At 72.4% G+C, this 17194-nt stretch carries 15 protein-coding genes; 5 read left to right on the top strand and 10 right to left on the bottom strand.

Translation table 11 applies throughout. The features are described from left to right. The first annotated feature begins 113 nt into the window (after positions 1-113). The 3 genes from N798_RS16085 (at position 114) to N798_RS16075 (ending at position 3403) form a co-directional block, all read left to right on the top strand. Complete coding sequence (locus N798_RS16085; RefSeq protein ID WP_035950562.1) at positions 114-872, top strand: DeoR/GlpR family DNA-binding transcription regulator; 759 nt, start codon at positions 114-116, stop codon at positions 870-872. Continuing rightward, positions 869-2212 carry a 6-phospho-beta-glucosidase gene (locus N798_RS16080; RefSeq protein WP_035950560.1) on the top strand — a complete coding sequence of 448 codons (1344 nt, stop codon included), beginning with the start codon at positions 869-871 and terminating at the stop codon, positions 2210-2212. Before N798_RS16085 ends, N798_RS16080 begins: the two co-directional genes overlap by 4 nt. Positions 2213-2317: 105 nt before the next feature. Continuing rightward, positions 2318-3403: a ScyD/ScyE family protein gene (locus N798_RS16075; protein ID WP_035950557.1), complete on the top strand. Its 1086-nt coding sequence runs from the start codon at positions 2318-2320 to the stop codon at positions 3401-3403. Positions 3404-3454: 51 nt separating this feature from the next. Here the strand turns inward: N798_RS16075 and N798_RS16070 are convergent, their stop codons facing one another. From N798_RS16070 to N798_RS16040, 7 genes are all read right to left on the bottom strand, one after another. Then, positions 3455-4168 carry an ABC transporter ATP-binding protein gene (locus N798_RS16070; RefSeq protein WP_084100901.1) on the bottom strand — a complete coding sequence of 238 codons (714 nt, stop codon included), beginning with the start codon at positions 4166-4168 and terminating at the stop codon, positions 3455-3457. After that, the gene (locus tag N798_RS16065) at positions 4152-5024 is read right to left on the bottom strand and encodes an ABC transporter ATP-binding protein (protein WP_229708319.1); all 873 of its coding nucleotides are present in this window, start codon (positions 5022-5024) and stop codon (positions 4152-4154) included. Before N798_RS16065 ends, N798_RS16070 begins: the two co-directional genes overlap by 17 nt. Beyond that, positions 5021-8173, bottom strand: coding sequence for an FtsX-like permease family protein (locus N798_RS16060; protein ID WP_035950551.1), 3153 nt, complete (start codon positions 8171-8173; stop codon positions 5021-5023). The genes N798_RS16065 and N798_RS16060 overlap by 4 nt, the downstream gene beginning before the upstream one ends. Before the next feature lie 141 nt (positions 8174-8314). Next, a complete protein-coding gene (locus N798_RS16055; RefSeq protein ID WP_035950548.1) occupies positions 8315-8626 on the bottom strand; it encodes a thiamine-binding protein in 312 nt (103 codons plus the stop codon). 23 nt (positions 8627-8649) lie between these two features. Continuing rightward, entirely contained in the window at positions 8650-10338 is a 1689-nt protein-coding gene (locus tag N798_RS16050; protein WP_052117472.1) for an NAD(P)/FAD-dependent oxidoreductase, read from the bottom strand. Between the two features lie 10 nt (positions 10339-10348). Then, complete coding sequence (meaB, locus tag N798_RS16045; protein ID WP_229708320.1) at positions 10349-11293, bottom strand: methylmalonyl Co-A mutase-associated GTPase MeaB; 945 nt, start codon at positions 11291-11293, stop codon at positions 10349-10351. 71 nt (positions 11294-11364) lie between these two features. Next, complete coding sequence (locus tag N798_RS16040) at positions 11365-12579, bottom strand: acetyl-CoA C-acetyltransferase (protein ID WP_035950541.1); 1215 nt, start codon at positions 12577-12579, stop codon at positions 11365-11367. A gap of 166 nt (positions 12580-12745) precedes the next feature. On the opposite strand from N798_RS16040, the gene mce reads away from it, so the two are divergent. Continuing rightward, entirely contained in the window at positions 12746-13201 is a 456-nt protein-coding gene (mce, locus tag N798_RS16035) for a methylmalonyl-CoA epimerase (RefSeq protein WP_035950540.1), read from the top strand. Between the two features lie 72 nt (positions 13202-13273). Beyond that, positions 13274-14614 (top strand): crotonyl-CoA carboxylase/reductase, encoded by a 1341-nt coding sequence (gene ccrA, locus N798_RS16030; protein WP_035950537.1) that lies wholly within the window; start codon positions 13274-13276, stop codon positions 14612-14614. A 93-nt stretch (positions 14615-14707) separates the two neighbouring features. Here ccrA and N798_RS16025 read toward each other — a convergent pair whose 3' ends face one another. The 3 genes from N798_RS16025 to N798_RS16015 all read right to left on the bottom strand — a co-directional run bounded on the left by N798_RS16025 (position 14708) and on the right by N798_RS16015 (position 17046). After that, positions 14708-16027: an AI-2E family transporter gene (locus tag N798_RS16025; protein WP_035950536.1), complete on the bottom strand. Its 1320-nt coding sequence runs from the start codon at positions 16025-16027 to the stop codon at positions 14708-14710. A 43-nt stretch (positions 16028-16070) separates the two neighbouring features. Next, complete coding sequence (locus tag N798_RS16020) at positions 16071-16370, bottom strand: hypothetical protein (RefSeq protein ID WP_035950533.1); 300 nt, start codon at positions 16368-16370, stop codon at positions 16071-16073. A gap of 88 nt (positions 16371-16458) precedes the next feature. Beyond that, on the bottom strand, positions 16459-17046 hold the full coding sequence (locus N798_RS16015) for a hypothetical protein (RefSeq protein WP_035950530.1): 588 nt from the start codon (positions 17044-17046) through the stop codon (positions 16459-16461). Between the last annotated feature and the right edge of the window lie 148 nt (positions 17047-17194).

Raw genomic sequence — 17194 nt, 5'->3', positions numbered from 1 at the left:
TCCGCAAGACCGGCTTGCGCGTTCTTGCGCGTTTCTCTGCGCCACATGTGCGTGGCTGCCGGCGACGTGCGCAGGCGTGGTCGAAAATGCTCACTTTTGGTACCTTGCCCGGTGTGAGGGTGCAGCGGCACAGCGAGATCGTCGCCCGGGTGCGCGACGTCGGCACCGTCTCGGTGAGCGAGCTGTCGAGCGCGCTCGACGTGAGTCCCTCAACGATCCGCCGGGACCTGCAGCAGCTCGACCGCGCCGGCGTCCTCACCCGCGTGCACGGCGGCGCCGCCGTGACGACCGGCGACCCCGACCGGCTCCACCCCTTCGACGACGTCGCACGCGCCCACGCCGAGGCCAAGGCCCGCGTCGCCGTCGCAGCCGCGGCACGCGTGCGGGACGGCGAGGTCGTCGCCCTCGACATCGGCACGACGACGGCCCGACTCGCCCGAGAGCTGCGCGGGCGCGCGATCACCGTCGTCACCAACAGCCTCGCCGTCCTCGACGCGCTGCGCGACGACGAGTCCGTCGAGCTCATCCTTCTCGGCGGCATGCTCCGCCGGTCCTACCACTCGCTCGTCGGCGTGCTCACCGAGGACGCCGTGCACCAGATCGGCGTCGACCGCGCCTTCATCGGCACGAGCGGCATCGCGAGCGGCGGTCAGGTGATGGACTCGACCCTCGTCGAGGTGACGGTGAAGCGGGCATTCATCGCCGCCGCCCGCGAGGTCGTCGTCGTCGCCGACGGACACAAGATCCCGGGGTCGGGGACGCTGCGCGTGTGCCGCGTGGACCAGGTCGACGTGCTCGTCACCTCGGCCGGCGCCGACCCGCTCATTCTCGACGAGTGCCGCGACCGCGGTGTGGAGGTGGAGGTCGCGTGAGGCTGACGATCCTCGGCGGGGGCGGCTTCCGCGTCCCGCTCGTGCACCGAGCCCTGCTCCGCGACGAGTCGGACCGGCGGGTCACCGAGGTCGTGCTCCACGACCGCGACGAGGCGCGGCTGCGCGCGATGACCCTCGTCCTCGACCAGCTCGGCTCCGGCCACCCGGACGCGCCGCGGGTCACGAGCACGACCGCCCTCGACGACGCCCTGCGCGGGGCCGACTTCGTCTTCTCCGCGATCCGGGTCGGCGGGCTCGAGGGCCGCACCCGCGACGAGCGGGTCGCCCTGGACCTCGGAGTCATCGGCCAGGAGACGACCGGACCCGGTGGCCTCGCCTACGCGCTGCGCACCGTCCCCGTCGCCCTCGACATCGCCCGGCGCACCCGTGAGGTCGCGCCGGACGCGTGGTTCATCAACTTCACCAACCCCGCGGGCATCGTCACCGAGGCCATGCAGTCCGTCCTCGGTGACCGCGTCATCGGCATCTGCGACTCGCCGATCGCGTTGGCGCGCAGGGCGATCGGGGCGCTCGGCCTGGATCCGGCCACGACCGACATCGACTACGTCGGGCTCAACCACCTCGGCTGGCTGCGGGCGCTGCGCGTCGGCGGCACCGACCACCTCCCCCGCCTCCTCGCGGACCCCTCGGCGCTCGCGACGCTCGAGGAGGGACGGCTCTTCGGTCCCGAGTGGGTCGCCGCCCTCGGCTCGATCCCCAACGAGTACCTCTACTACTACTACTACTCGCGCGAGGCCCGGTCCGCGATCACCGCGGCGCCGCAGACCCGCGGCGAGTTCCTGCGCGACCAGCAGGACGCCTTCTACGCCAGCGTGGGGACCGACCCCGAGGGCGCCGCCGCCGAGTGGCACCGGGTGCGCGAGCAGCGGGACGCGACCTACATGCAGGAGGCCCGCGCCGAGGACGAGTCGCGCGACGAGGCCGACGTCGCCGGCGGCGGCTACGAGGGCGTCGCCCTCGCGATCATGGCCGCCATCAGCCGCGGTGAGCGTTCGTCGATGATCCTCAACGTGCGCGCGAGGGACGCGGTCCCCGGTATGCCGTCCGACTCGGTTGTCGAGATCCCGTGCGTCGTCGACCGCGACGGACCCACGCCCCAGCGGCTCGCGCCGGTCGAGGGACACATGCTCGGCCTCATGCAGGAGGTCAAGGCCGTCGAGCGCCTCGTCATCGAGGCGGCAGCGACCGGCTCGCCGAACGCGGCGCTCAAGGCCTTCGCGCTGCACCCGCTCGTCGACTCGGTGTCGACCGCGCGGGCTCTGCTCGAGGGCTACCGCCGCGCGCACCCCGAGATCGAGGCGCTCCTCGCCCGGCGCTGAGGAGTGGCCCAGGTGGGCGGTTTTGCGTCGATCGCCGATCGGGGTGCGGGGCCGAGAGGATGCTGGCTGGGGTCCGCAATCCCCCCCATCCGAGCGGAGACCTCCATGACGTCCAGGACACTCGGCTTCGCGGCCATCGGGACCGCACTCGCGACCTCCGTCGCCCTCCTCGCCCCCGCGGCGGCCCACGCGAACGGCGCCCCCGTCCCCGTGGCCTCCGGCCTCAACAGCCCACGCCAGCTCACCTTCTCGCCCGGCGGCCAGCTCTATGTCGCCGAGGCGGGTGTCGGTGGTGACGGCGCGTGCGCCGAGCACCCCGAGTTCGGGGAGTCCTGCGTGGGGCCCTCCGGCAGCATCGCCCGGGTCAACGGCAACGGCTCGGTGAGCCGCGTCGTCACGGGCCTGCCCTCCGTCGCCAACGAGCAGGACGCGACCGGTCCGTCCGACATCGCCTTCACCGGCAACTCGCGCTTCGCCGTCACCATCGGTCTCGGCGCTCCACCGGAGTTCCGTGACGCGCTCGGCTTGGCCGGCGCCTGGCTGGGCCACGTGCTCACCGGCGACCTGCGCTCCACGACCCTCCGGAGCGAGGCTGACCTCGTCGCCTACGAGACCTCGGAGAACCCCGACGGCACCGACCTCGACAGCAACCCGGTCGGTCTGGCCCGCTGGGGCAACACCTACGTGGTGGCCGACGCCGGCGCCAACGCGGTCGTGCGCACCAACGACACCACCGTCGCGACGCTCCCGCCGGTCCCGGCCTTCGCGCCCGCCGCACCGTTCCCGGGCTTCCCGGCCGACGCAGTGCCGACGGACGTCGTCCGCGGTCCCGACGGCGCGTGGTACGTGAGCCAGCTCGTCGGCTACCCGTTCGAGAAAGGGTCGTCGTCGGTCTGGCGGGTCGTCCCCGGCTCGACGCCCACGAAGTGGGCCACCGGCCTCACCAACGTGACCTCGCTCGCCTTCGCCGGTGACGGAAGCCTGTATGCCGTCGAGATCGCCGAGAACGGCCTCCTGGGCGGCCCGATCGGACGCCTGGCCAAGGTCACGAAGGGTGGCTCGAGCCACGCCACGGTGGCCGCCGGCCTCTTCGCCCCCTACGGCGTGGCGATCCGCGGATCGAACGCCTTCGTCACCACCGGCAGCGTGCTGCCCGGCGGCGGTCAGGTCGTGAGGATCGCGCTCGGCTGAGCACCGCACCTCCTGCCGGACGTGGCCGCCAGCCACGTCCGGCAGGCACGGTCAGCCTCCGACGACGCGGCCGTCGTCGAGCTCGATGACGACGTCCGCGCGGGCTGCCGCCTCAGGGTCGTGCGTCGCCATGATGACGACCGCACCGGCGTCCGCCCGGGCCCGCATGAGGTCGAGGACGCGCTCGCGGTTGTCGTGGTCGAGCTCGCTCGTCGGCTCGTCGGCGAGGAGCACCGGGGCGTCGATGGCCAGCCCGCGCGCGACCGCGGCCCGCTGCTGCTGACCACCGCTCAGCTCCTCGACGAGGTGCGTGCCCGACTCCCCGAGACCGACGGCAGCGAGCGCCTCCGTCGCGCGCGTGGCCGCCTCGTCGGGCGCGAGACCTCGCGCGCGGAGCGGGGCGAGGACGTTCTCGTATGCCGTGAGCACGCTCGCGAGACCGTTGCCCTGCGGGATGATCGCGACGGCGCTCGGGTCGCGACGCTGGGTGGCGCCTCGGCCGAGGTCGACCTCGCCGGAGGCGAGCGGGACAATGCCGGCGATGGCGTTGATGAGGCTCGTCTTGCCGGCTCCGGAGTGACCCGTGACGGCGAGGAAGTCGCCCGGGCGCGCCGACAGCGACACCTCCTCGAGGGCGGTGACGTCGCCGTAGGCCACCCCGACACCGCGCACGTCGACGAACCCCTCGGGAGCGCGTGACGTCCCGGACGCCTCGGCCGTGCTGCGACGCCCGAACGTCCGGTGCTGCTCAGAGTGCCGACCCATCGGGCACCTCCCCGTCGATGTCGTCGATGTCGTCGAGCTCGTCGCGCACCAGTGTCCAGCCGGCGTCCGACTCGACGAGCCGCACGAGCGTGCCGGGCGTGAGGGTGGCGAGCACGTGCGGCGGCAGCGGGACGGAGCCGTCGGCCGAGACGACCGCGAACTCCTCGCCCTCGCGCCCCTCGGCGCCGACCCGGCCGTCGCGGATGGTGACGGTGCGCGGCATACGGGCCGCGACCTCGGGGTCGTGGGTGACGACGATGACCGTCGTGCCCCAGGTCGCGTTGATGTCGGCGAGGGTCTGGAGGACCTGGTCTCGGGCGTCGTGGTCGAGCTGGCTCGTGGGCTCGTCGCCGAGGAGCAGGCCGGGCTTCGTCGAGACGGCGACCGCGAGCGCGCCGCGCTGGAGCTCGCCCGGAGTGAGCGACGACAGCGGCAGGTCGGCGCGCTCCCCGAGCCGCACGAGGTCGAGCACCTCGTCCACCGGCACGACGTCGCCGCGCGAGCGTCGCGACCCCTGGGCGAAGGCGACGTTCTCGCGCATCGTCTTGTGCGGGATGAGGTTGCGCGAGGCGCCCTGGAGGACGATGCCCACCTCTCGCCCGCGCAGGGCGTCGAGGTCGGGCTCGGACATGCGCGACAGCTCGTGGTCCCCGATTCGTATCCGTCCGGCGCTGGGGCGCAGCAGCCCGCCGAAGAGCGTGAGGAGGGTCGACTTGCCGGCCCCGGAGGGCCCGAGGAGCGCGAGCATCTCCCCCGCCTGCACGGAGAGGTCGACCCCGGCGAGGGCGGCGACGTCGTGGTGCTCGGCCCGGTAGATGTGCACCAGGCCGGCGGTGAGCACGGGGAGCCCTGTCACCACGCCTCCCTCAGTCGGTCGATGTCCCCGCGGCTCGACGCCCGGAGCGCGAGGAGCGCGGCCACGGCGCCGAGGACCGCGACCGTCACGGCCCACGAGGCACCCATGACGAGCCACGACGGCGCGAGGTCGAGGGCGGGCACCGGCGCGGGGGTGTCGAAGAGCGGGATGAGCGGCATCGCGAGCACCGCGCCTGCCACACCGCAGGCACCACCGACGACCGCCGCCAGTCCCACAGGCACGACGGCCTCACGCACCGTGGCCCTGCGCAGGTCGCGTCCCGGGACACCGGCCACGCGCAATGCCGCGATGTCGCGGGTGACGACCCGGCCAGTCGTCATCGCGACGACGACGAGCATGACCGCGGCGAGCAGCAGCGACAGCAGGGCCGTGAAGAGACCGAGCAGGAGCCCCCACCCCGTGGCCGACTCGTCGAGCAGGCGCTTGCTCTCGGGCAGCGAGCGAGTCGAGAGGACCTCGACACCCCGGTCGCGCAGGGCGCGCTCGGCGCCAGCGACCCCACCCGGGAAGGCGTCGTCGATCCAGACCTCCATCGAGCCGGAGGCCGGCAGCCTGCCGCCGAGTCGCAGCATGAGGTCGAGGTTGACGAGCGCGCCACGGTTGCCGACGAAGGGCAGGGCAGGGACACGCTGGGACGCCGTCGCGGGCGTCGTGCGGCCGGCGAGGCTCTGGATCTCGAACCTTTCGGCGGTCCCGCCCGTGGGGATGCGGCCGGACAGGAGCGCGGGGACGACCTCGGGGGCGTCCGCCCGGCTCACCGCCGCGTTGCGCCCGGTGTTGCTGAAGGTGAGGCGGAGCCCACCCGCGGGCGCCTTCTCGAGCGAGATCGAGTCCGCGGCAGGCCCCTCGACCTCCATCGGCATCCCGGTGGCGGGGTCGATCACCGTGCCGCCTCCGCCGCTGGGTGACTCGGCGGCTCCCCGCGGCCTGAGCCAGCCGGACGGGTCGTCGATGCCGAGCGACCGGCCGTCGAGCGCGAAGCCGGAGAGGTCGACCGAACCCGACACCGCGTCGAGCGGTTGGCCCTGCGCCAGCTGGACCCACACCGACTGGAGCCGGCAACCGTTGGGGCACAGGATCGGTGCGTCGACCGCTCCCGTGCCGCGGCCGGCATACGGGAGGGTCGCGATGTCCCGGGTGAGCACGTCACCGGCGGGGGTCGTCACGGTGATCCCGACCCGGAGCGGCGTGGCGTCGACGGCGCCGGGCACCCACGTCTTCGGGTCGATCCCCTGCGGCGCCGGCCCGAAGCCGAACCCGGAAGGTGAGAGGTCGTAGGCGATCCGGGCGGTGAGCCGGTCGCCGTCGAGCAGGACGGGGTCCTGGTCGGGCAGCGAGAGCGCGTCGAGGTCGAGTGCGACCTGCGCCGGCGGCGCCCAGGCGATGCGTCGCAGCTGGTCGGGCCGGGCAGCGAGGGTCGTCGTCGCGTCGGGGTCGCGGAGCTGGACGAAGCCGACCGGCATGGCGTGCTCCCGCTGTCCCGCCGGTAGCTGGTCGACGACCCGGGCGACGGCGGTCGGGTCCTTGGAGCCGGTGCGCAGCGCGGCGAACGCGCCGACCGTGACCTTGGCCCGGTTCTCGCGGTTGCGATCGGCCACGGCGACGGCGTTCGCGGCGAAGACGACGAGCGCCGAGACCGCCGTGACGACGAGCAGCACGTGACGGGTCGTGGGACGACGCCCCATGGCGAGACCGGCGAGACCGGACCCGAGGCGCCCGCGCCCGAGGGCTCGCCGGCCGAGGCGAGTGGCGAGGACGACGACCGCGACCCCGAGGAGCGCGCCCGCGGCGAGCGCGAGCAGCGTCGGCGTGAGGATCGCCATCGGTCCGGTGATCTGGCCCGTGACGATGCCGAGGACCCCGACCGCGGCGAGGACCACGAGGATGGTGTCGCCGACGCGCAGGTGCCGCGAGGTCGTCGCCGGAGGGACGCTGCGCAGGAGCGAGGCGATGGGTTCGCGCAGGACCGGCCGCGCGGCGGCATACACGACCGCGAGCGAGGCGAGCCCGGCGACGGCGGCGGCGAGCGGCACCTGCCAGCCGAGCTCGAAGGGCACGCCCGGCGGGAGGACGAACCGGCGCACGAGCTCGCTCAGCCCGACGGCGAGGAGCACCCCGAGCGGCAGGCCGAGCAGGACGGTGAGACCGAGCTCGGCGATGACGAGGCGACGGCTCGCGTCCCGGCTGCGTCCCCGCAGCCGCGCGACCGCGATCTCCGGACGGCGCTGTGCGACAGCGGCTCCCGCCACGAGGACGAGGACGGCGAGCGCGACGGCGACGAGCTGCGCGATGAGCAGCGGCACGAGCTGGCGGACGAGGCCCTTGCCGTCGTCGACCTGCTGCGCGATCCGCGGCAGTGGGCTGTCGACCGTCGCGAGGCTCGGCGGGCGCACGGCGTCGACCGCGCGACCGGCAGCCGCGAGCGAGTCGAGGGTGATCGTCGACGTCCGCAACCGGTAGTCGACCGACAGCTGCGCTCCCGTCCAGCCACGTTCGAGGCCTTCCGGCGCCACGACGAAGTCGTCCACCGCGTCGACGAGGTCGCCGTAGTCGACGAGCTTGCCCGACTTGCCCTGGAGCTCGGTGCGCAGCCAGTAGTCCGGGTCCGGCTTGGCGGTGTAGATGCCCGAGACGACGAAGGGCTGCGGCTGCGACTCGCTGTTGCGGACGACGAGGGTCGTCCCCAGCCTCCAGCCCCAGGCCTTCGCGTCCGCGGCCGACACGAGCAGGTCCTCGGCGCCGCCCGGGCACGCGCCCTCGCTCAGAGTGAGGTGGTCACAGACCTCATCACGCGCGACGAGCCGCACCGGCGAGGGCTTCTTGCCCTTGATGGGCACGACGTCGGTGTTGGCCGTCGTCATCGCGATGCCGGGCTCGTACCACGCGTCGAGCGTCCGAGGGATCTCGGCTTCGACCGCGCTCGCGGCGAGCTCGGGGTCGGAGGTGCGGCTCGCGAGGACGCCGAGCTTGAGGTCGGCCGGCTCGAGGCGCCCGAGCGTGGCGCGCAGCAGGGCCTGGTCGATCGAGCGCGAGAAGAGCGGCGCGAAGGCGGCGCAGGTGGCGACGAGTGCGGAGATGAGGACGAGGACGAGGGACTGGCCGCCGCGGTAGCGGATCGCCTTCCACATGCCCGGTGCTCCTCCTGCGTCGTCCCCGTTCCTCACGCCAACCCGGTCACGCTAGTCGCGCAGGTCGGTGCCGACGAGGGAGTCCCGTCGACCGTGACGGTTTCGAAACTTCTTGGCGCGGGTGGCGCGTGCGAGGAGCGGTCAGGCCCCGGACTGCTCGGCGATCGTCGCCTCGAGGCGCTCGAGCTTGCCCTCGAGCTCACCGGTCCGGCCGGGACGGATGTCGGCCTTGAGGACGAGACCGACGCGCGGGCCGCGCGCGGCGAGGGCGTCGACGCAGGCCTTGACGACGGCCATGCACTCGTCCCACTCCCCCTCGATCGTCGTGAACATCGCGTCGGTGCGGTGCGGGAGGCCGCTCTCGCGCACGATACGGACGGCTTCGGCGACCGGTCCGGTCACCCCGCCCTGGTCGTCGGAGACGGACGGGGACACGGAGAAGGCGACGAGCATGACCCCACCGTATGCCGTCCGGCTCAGCCCGCGTCCGGCGCCAGGTGGGCGTGCACGAGCGGCACGACACCCGCGCCCTCGCCGCTGGCCGACGCGACCCGCTTCATCGAGCCGCAGCGGATGTCACCGGCGACGAAGATCCCGGGGACGGTCGTCGCGAAGGGCTCCGGCGGCCGGCCACCCTGCCACGACTGCCACGGGGTGTCGGCCCCCGCGAGGACGAAGCCGAGGTCGTCGCGGGCGACGTCGTTGGGGAGCCACGAGCACATGGGCGCGGCGCCGATGAGCAGGTAGAGACCCGCCGCCTCGACCCGCTCGTCGGTCCCGGCGTCGACGTCGTGGAGGGTGAGCCACTCGAGGCGCCCCTCGCCACCGCCGTCGGTGACGACGGTGCGCGGCCGCACGGTGATCCGCGGGTTCCCCTCGATCTCGCGGATGAGGTAGCTCGACATCGTCGCCGCCAGCCCTTCGCGCCGGACGAGGATCGTCACGCTGCGGGCGAAGCGCGAGAGGTGCACGGCCGCCTGACCGGCACTGTTGCCGCCGCCGACGACGTAGACGTCCTTGTGCTTGACCTCGCGCGAGGTGCTCGCCGCCGCGCCGTAGTTGACGCCCCGGCCGACGAGGTCCTCGAGCGCGTCGATCCCGAGCCGCCTGTACTCCACCCCCGTCGCGATGAGCACGGTCCGCCCGCGCACGGTGTCGTCGCCGAGCTCGACGACGTGCGAGCCGTCCGGGCCCTCGCCGATCCGCAGCCCGGTCACCTGGTGCCCGGCGAGGAAGCGGGCGCCGAAGCGCACCGCCTGCGAGCGCGCCCGCTGGGCGAGCCGCATCCCCGAGATGCCGCGCGGGAAGCCGAGGTAGTTGCGGATCATCGAGCTCGTCCCCGCCTGGCCGCCGATCGGTCCCTGGTCGATGACGAGCGTGTCGAGCCCTTCCGACGCGGCGTAGACCGCGGCACCGAGGCCCGCGGGACCCGCGCCCACGACGACGAGGTCGCAGACGGCGTCCTCGCCGATGTCCGTGGGCCGCCCGTAGAGCACGGCGCCGAGGTCGGCGTTCGACGGGTTCGAGATGATCTCGTCGCTGTTCGACGCCTGGAGCAGCGGCATGACGGCGTCGGGACCGGCCGCGGCGAGCGCGGCGACGCCCGCGGGGCTGTCCGGCGCGTGCACGGTGTTGGGCAGCCCCATCCGGTCGAGGAAGTCGCGGATCCGGCTGAGGTCCGGCGACGGCCCGTCGGCGATGATCCGCGTCCCGTCGATCTCGGAGTAGTTCACCGACTGCGCCCAGTCCGAGAGGGTCTCCGAGATCGCCGTGTGGAACTCCTCGTCGCGGGCACCCTGCGGCAGCATGAGGTAGAGGTCGAGCCGCCCCTCGGCGAGGCTCTCGCGCAGCTGGGCCACCGACCCGCGGAAGCGTTCGACCGGCACGTAGACGAGCCGCCGCGCGGTCGGCATGAACTTCTGGAACTTCGCGAGCAGGTGGGTCGCCTTCTCGCCCCCGGCGAAGAACTCGCACGCGGCCAGGGCCACTGGCCGGCTGCCGGTCTTGAGCTCGGTGAGGACCTCGATCGCCTCCTCCATCGAGGCCGGCGCGACGATCTCGTACTCCGCCGAGTAGCGCATCGTGAGGACGTCGACCATCGCCTGCCGGTACTCCGCACCGAGGACGAGGATGACGGGGGTCGGTCGCGTGCCGGGAGGTGTCACCCGCACCACGCTACGCGGGCGGGGGCTCCCCGGTGACCCGTCCGACCACGCGCTCCGCGGCGGCATACACGTCGGTCTCGCCGGAGGCGACGGCGGAGGCGAGGTCGTCGGGGACGAGACCGCCCTCTCCCCCGAGCCGCCGGCGCAGCTCGGCGAGCGCGATGGCCTCGATCTCGGACCGCGCCCGCTCGCTGCGCCGCGCCGCGAGCGTGCCCGACTCGTCGAGCCAGCGGCGGTGTGCGTCAAGCGCTTCCACGAGATCCGGTATGCCGTCCGCCCGGCTCGCGACGGTCCTCACCACCGGGGTCCGCCAGTCGACGGAGCGCTCGCGGTTGCCGAGCTGGATCATGTGCCTGAGGTCGCGGACGGTGTCGTCGGCGCCGTCGCGGTCGGCCTTGTTGACGACGAAGACGTCGCCGATCTCGAGGATGCCGGCCTTGGCGGCCTGGATGCCGTCGCCCATGCCCGGGGCGACGATGACGACGGTCGTGTCGGCGCGTGCGGCGACCTCGACCTCGGACTGCCCGACGCCGACGGTCTCGAGAAGGACGACGTCGAAGCCGGCGGCGTCGAGGACGCGCAATGCCTGCGGTGTCGCGAACGACAGCCCGCCGAGGTGTCCCCGCGACGCGACCGAGCGGATGAAGACGTCGGGGTCGGTGGCGTGCTGCTCCATCCGGATGCGGTCACCGAGGAGCGCCCCACCCGAGAAGGGCGACGACGGGTCGACGGCCAGGACCGCCACTCGCTTGCCCTGCGCTCGCAGCGCCGCGATGAGCGCGGCGGTCGTCGTCGACTTGCCGACGCCGGGCGACCCGGTGAGGCCGACGACGTGCGCGTGGCCGGTGTGCGGTGCCAGCGCCGCCATGACCTCGGGCAGCGCGGGGTGCCCGTCCTCGACGAGCGAGATGAGGCGGGCCACCGCACGCGAGCGCCCCTCCCTCGCGTCGGACACGAGGGAGGGGACGTCGACGGTGCGAGGCGTCGCGATGGCTCGGCCCCGGGCAGCCGGGCTCGCTCGGCGGGTCAGCTCGCCGGGACGGTGAGGAGGAGGGCGTCGCCCTGGCCACCGCCGCCGCAGAGGGCCGCGGCACCGGTGCCGCCTCCGCGGCGCTTGAGCTCGAGGGCCAGGGTGAGGACGACGCGGGCACCCGACATGCCGAGCGGGTGGCCCATGGCGATGGCGCCGCCGTTGGGGTTGACCCGGTCGGCGTCGAGGCCGAGCTCCTTGGCGGAGGCGAGGCCGACGGCGGCGAACGCCTCGTTGATCTCGACGACGTCGAGCGAGGTCGGGTCGATGCCGGCGCGCTCGCACGCCTTGCGGATGGCGTTGGCCGGCTGGCTCTGCAGGCTGGAGTCGGGGCCGGCGACGACGCCGTGGGCGCCGATCTCGGCGAGCCACTCGAGACCGAGCTCCTCGGCCTTGCTCTTCTTCATGACGACGACCGCGCAGGCGCCGTCGGAGATCTGCGACGCCGAGCCGGCGGTGATCGTGCCGTCCTTGGCGAAGGCCGGGCGGAGGCGGGCGAGCGACTCGACCGTCGTGTCGGCGCGGATGCCCTCGTCGTCCTTGAACTCGACCGGGTCGCCCTTGCGCTGCGGGATGGAGACCGGGACGACCTCGTCGTCGAAGAACCCGTCCTTCCACGCCTTGGCGGCGTTCTGGTGGCTGCGCGCGGCGAAGGCGTCCTGCTCCTCGCGGGTGAACGCGCTCGCGTCGACGTTGTTGGCCTCGGTGAGCGAGCCCATCGCCTGGTTGGTGAGGATGTCGTAGAGGCCGTCGTAGGCCATCGAGTCCTGGAGGGTGACGTCGCCGTACTTGAACCCGTCGCGGCTCTTGGGCAGCAGGTGCGGGGCGTTGGTCATCGACTCCTGGCCGCCGGCGACGACGATCTCGAACTCGCCCGCGCGCACGAGCTGGTCGGCGAGCGCGATGGCGTCGAGACCGGAGAGGCAGACCTTGTTGACGGTGAGGGCGGGGACGCTCATCGGGATGCCGGCCTTGACGGCGGCCTGGCGGGCGGGGATCTGGCCCTCACCGGCCGTGAGGACCTGGCCCATGATGACGTAGTCGACGTCCTCGGGGCTGACGCCGGACTTCTCGAGAGCGCCCTTGATGGCGAAGCCGCCGAGGTCCGAGCCGCTGAAGCCCTTGAGGCTCCCGCTCATCCGTCCCATCGGGGTGCGGGCTCCCGCGACGATGACAGTGGGGTCGGTGTTCGGGGTCGAGGCGGTGCTCACTGCGGATCCTCCAACGTCGGTGTCGGGCCGGTCGCCCAGTTCGTCTCCGATGCTAGTTCCTGCCGCATCGGCGCCCCACCCCCGCTGTGACCGATGTCCCGTAGGTGTCCATCACCACACCCGCAACACCTGTATGCCGTGCGCTCCCCTCCCTAGGCTCCCCTCCATGAGCGAGACACACGGGCAGGCGGCGGTCGCCGGGCTCTTCACGGCGATCGACCACGTCGGCGTCGCGGTGCGGGACCTCGACGAGGCGATCGCGTTCTACCGCGACACCTACGGGATGACCCTCGCGCACGAGGAGGTCAACGAGGAGCAGGGCGTCCGCGAGGCGATGATGGCCGTCGGTGACTCCGGCTCGCACGTGCAGCTCCTCGCTCCCCTGTCCCCCGAGTCGACGATCGCGAAGTTCCTCGACCGCTCCGGCCCCGGCGTCCAACAGGTCGCCTACCGGGTCGAGGACATCGACGCGGTGAGCACCACCCTGCGCGACCGCGGCCTGCGCCTCCTCTACGACGAGCCCAAGCGCGGCACCTCCGACAGCCGCGTCAACTTCGTCCACCCCAAGGACGCCGGAGGCATCCTCGTCGAGCTCGTCGAGCCCGCCTCCACCGCCCACTGATTGCCAGTTCCAGCGCCAGTTCCCGACTTCATTGCCCGTTGGCAGAGCCGACCTCAAGGAGCACGACGACCCATGGACCAGATCCGCGACGCCATCCTCAGCGGGGACCGCACCGAGGAGACCTACGCGAACCTCTCCATCCCGCAGACCTACCGGGCCGTCACGGTCCACAAGGACGAGGTGGACATGTTCGAGGGGCTCGCCTCGCGCGACAAGGACCCGCGCAAGTCGCTCCACGTCGACGACGTCCCCGTCCCCGAGCTCGCCCCCGGCGAGGCCCTCGTCGCGGTCATGGCGAGCGCGATCAACTACAACACCGTCTGGACCTCGATCTTCGAGCCGGTCTCCACGTTCGGCTTCCTCGAGCGCTACGGTCGCACGTCCGAGTACGCCAAGCGCCACGACCTGCCCTACCACGTCGTCGGCTCCGACCTCGCCGGCGTCGTGCTGCGCACCGGCCCCGGCGTCGGCAAGTGGAAGCCCGGCCAGGAGGTCGTCGCGCACTGCCTCAGCGTCGAGCTCGAGGACGCCGACGGGCACAACGACACGATGCTCGACCCGCAGCAGCGCATCTGGGGCTTCGAGACCAACTTCGGCGGTCTCGCCGAGCTCGCCATCGTCAAGGCCAACCAGCTCATGCCCAAGCCCACCCACCTCTCGTGGGAGGAGGCGGCCTCGCCCGGCCTCGTCAACAGCACGGCATACAGGCAGCTCATCTCCAAGAACGGTGCCGCCCTCAAGCTCGGTGACCGCGTGCTCATCTGGGGCGCCTCCGGCGGCCTCGGCTCCTACGCGACCCAGATGGCGCTCGCCGCCGGCGCGACGCCGATCTGCGTCGTCTCCTCGCCCGAGAAGGCGCAGATCTGCCGCGACATGGGCGCCGAGCTCATCATCGACCGCAACGCCGAGGGCTACCGGTTCTGGAACGACGACAACACTCAGCAGGACCCGCGCGAGTGGCAGCGGCTCGGCAAGAAGATCCGCGAGCTCACCGGCGGCCACGACGTCGACATCGTCTTCGAGCACCCGGGCCGCGAGACCTTCGGCGCCTCGGTCTACGTCGCGCGCAAGGGCGGCACCATCGTCACCTGCGCCTCGACCTCGGGCTACATGCACGAGTACGACAACCGCTACCTCTGGATGAACCTCAAGAACATCCTCTCCTCCCACTTCGCCAACTACCGCGAGGCGTGGGAGGCCAACGCCCTCATCGACCGCGGGCTCATCCACCCGACGCTGTCGAAGACCTACACGATGGAGGAGGTCGGCCAGGCCGCCCTCGACGTCCACCAGAACGCCCACCAAGGCAAGGTCGGCGTCCTCACCCTCTCCCCCGAGGAGGGCCTCGGCGTCTCCGACCCCGAGAAGCGCGCCCGCTTCGAGAAGGAGATCAACCGCTTCCGCGACCACTGACACCGACCCACCCCGACTTCTTGCCCATTCGCGCCAACCCACGACGGGTCACCGTCGAGCTGGACCGGCGCGAATGGGCAAGAAGTCGTTCGGCTACTGGTGGCGCTGGCGCGGGACGAGGACCTCGTCGACGAGCAGCAGGAACGCCGCCGCCACGGGGATGGCGAGCAGCGCACCGAGCACGCCGAGCAGCGTCCCACCGGCCAGGGCCGCGACGACGGTCACCGCACCCGGCACCGACACCGTGCGCTGCATGATGCGCGGCGCGATGACGTAGTTCTCGACCTGCTGGTAGATCAGGTAGTAGATGCCGGCGATGAGCGCGGTCCGCGGCTCGTCGAAGAAGGCCACGAGGCAGACGAGCGCGGCACCGAGCGTGGCGCCGACCATGGGGACGAGACCGAGGAAGCCGACGAGCACGGCCAGCACCGCGGCATACGGGATGCCGAGAATGCTCATCATGACGTAGCTGAGGACGGCGTTGACCGTCGCGATGGCGACCTGGCCGATGGCGTAGGAGCCGGTACGGCGCATGATCTCCTCGCTCAGCTGCGCGACGCGGTTGCGGCGGCTGGCGGGGACCATCGAGTAGGCGACGCGCTTCATCTTCGGCAGCGACGCGAGGAAGTAGAGCGTGAGGATGAGGATGGTGAACGTCTGGAAGACGCCGTTGACGACGGCGCGGCCGGCGCCGAGGACGCCGCCGAGCACCGAGCCGATGAAGTTCTCGTCGGTGAGGCGCTTGTTGAACTCCTCGCTGATCTTGTCGACGACGTCGTAGTTCTTGTCGAGCTCCTGGACCCACCGCGCGTTGAGGATGCGGTCGACGTAGCTCGGGGCCTCCTGCACGAGCTGGGTGCCCTGAGTGATGACCGGCGGGAAGACGAGCAGCCCGAGCAGCACGAAGACCACGATGACGCCGACGAAGACGATGGCGACCGAGAGCGAGCGGCGCAGACCACGACGACCGAGCCACTCGACGATCGGGTTGAGCGCCAGCGTGAGGAAGAGCGCGACGACGAGGATGGTGATCGTCGTGGCCAGGCGGCCGAGCGAGTGCCAGAGGCCGATCGCGATGAGGGCGCCGAGCGCTCCGACGAAGCCGAGGTAGAAGGGCGACTGCCTGTTCATCGGCCGGCCCATCTCGCCGAACTGGGTCGTGCCCGTGGACGACGCCGTGGACGACGCGGTGGCCGGAGCCGGAGCCGCGCCACCGGAGGACGACGCCTCCGTCTCGTCGGCCGTCGTGTCGGCCTCGTCACGGTCGTCGCTCCCGAGGAGGTCGGCGAGCAGCCGGCGCTCGAGGTGCTCGTCCTCGTGGTGGATCCGGTTGCTCTCACGCAGGGCGGCCCGCTGGCGCAGCCGGTACTCCCGCCACGAGCGGACCGAGTTCTTGCCCCAGCTCAGGTTCACGTCGCCTCCACGTCCGGCAGCCTAGACGGCACCGAGGGGGTGCTCAGCGATACGCGCCGGGCGGCCTGCGACGCTCGCGCGCCGTCCAGCACGACGAGTGCCAGTGGCGGCGGTCCCCCACACCACCGACGCCCTCCTCCGGCCAGGCCACGACGTGCGGCACCCCGGGCGGGATGCCCTGCTCGCACCCGGGGCACAGGTAGGTCCGGTCGGACGACTCCCCGGTGACCCGGCGCACGGCCCAGCGCTGGCCGGCATACGACTCGGTCGTGGTCGTGCCACGACCCAGGCGGCCGAGGGCGAGGGGCACGTCGTCGCGGCGACGGCGGTTGGCGCGGGGCATGGCACCAGTGTCGCGCCCCGGTGCCCGCACGCACGAGGACGGTCCCGCAGCTGGGGCTGCGGGACCGTCCCTGTCGTGCGTGCCGTGGTCAGGCGGTGGCGGTCACCGGGGTCCGGCGGACCTTGGCGCCCACCTCCTCCTCGACCGGGACCCGGCGGAGGTGGAGGAAGCCCAGGAGGCTGAGGACGATCATCGCGGCGGCGCCGACGAAGCTGGCCCAGGCGGCGTACATCGCGATCTTGCCCATGGTCCCGAAGGCGTAGGCGTTGAGCAGGAGCCCGCGGAGGGTCTCGCCGCGGAAGGCGAGCTGGACGAGGCCGGCAGCCTTCTCGTCGTCAGGGTTGGCGCGCGAGATGGTGCTCAGCTCCGAGTAGGTCTTGCCACCGGTCGAGGCGTCGAGGTGGACCTTGATGTAGTGGTCGGCGTAGGCCTTGGCCTGCTCACCGGTGAGGAGCTGCTGACCGGCGTACTTCTCGAGGTAGGGCTTGACGGCCGGGTCCTCGAGCTGCTCGCTGCCCTTGTCGGGGAAGTAGATGTTCTGCGCGGCGAGCTGCGTCCGGACGTTGTCGTCGACGAAGTTGTTGGCCCACGAGAGGAGTCCGCCTGCGACGAGGAGGACGATGGCGACGATGAGGCCGCCCGTCGTGAGCAGTGCATCCAAGGTGCGACGTCGCATGGCGGTACTTCCTTCTGGGCTGGTGCCCGGTGTGGTGGGTGCCTTTTCCGGCACCACCACTGTCGCGTGGGCGAGGGGTCCCGCTTCAGGGACATAGGTCCCGACTACTGGACCGTTCAATGAGATCCGGGTCACACCCTCAGGGCCG

Source organism: Knoellia flava TL1, from assembly GCF_000768675.1.
Lineage (GTDB): Bacteria > Actinomycetota > Actinomycetes > Actinomycetales > Dermatophilaceae > Knoellia > Knoellia flava.
This window is presented reverse-complemented; position numbering and strand designations above follow the sequence as displayed.

Bases quoted from the DNA above. Each gene is read 5' to 3' on its own strand.
- N798_RS16075 (WP_035950557.1), top strand. From the start codon at position 2,318: ATGACGTCCAGGACACTCGGCTTCGCGGCCATCGGGACCGCACTCGCG.
- N798_RS16070 (WP_084100901.1), bottom strand. From the start codon at position 4,168: ATGGGTCGGCACTCTGAGCAGCACCGGACGTTCGGGCGTCGCAGCACG.
- N798_RS16060 (WP_035950551.1), bottom strand. From the start codon at position 8,173: ATGTGGAAGGCGATCCGCTACCGCGGCGGCCAGTCCCTCGTCCTCGTC.
- N798_RS16055 (WP_035950548.1), bottom strand. From the start codon at position 8,626: ATGCTCGTCGCCTTCTCCGTGTCCCCGTCCGTCTCCGACGACCAGGGC.
- mce (WP_035950540.1), top strand. From the start codon at position 12,746: ATGAGCGAGACACACGGGCAGGCGGCGGTCGCCGGGCTCTTCACGGCG.
- ccrA (WP_035950537.1), top strand. From the start codon at position 13,274: ATGGACCAGATCCGCGACGCCATCCTCAGCGGGGACCGCACCGAGGAG.
- N798_RS16020 (WP_035950533.1), bottom strand. From the start codon at position 16,370: ATGCCCCGCGCCAACCGCCGTCGCCGCGACGACGTGCCCCTCGCCCTC.
- N798_RS16015 (WP_035950530.1), bottom strand. From the start codon at position 17,046: ATGCGACGTCGCACCTTGGATGCACTGCTCACGACGGGCGGCCTCATC.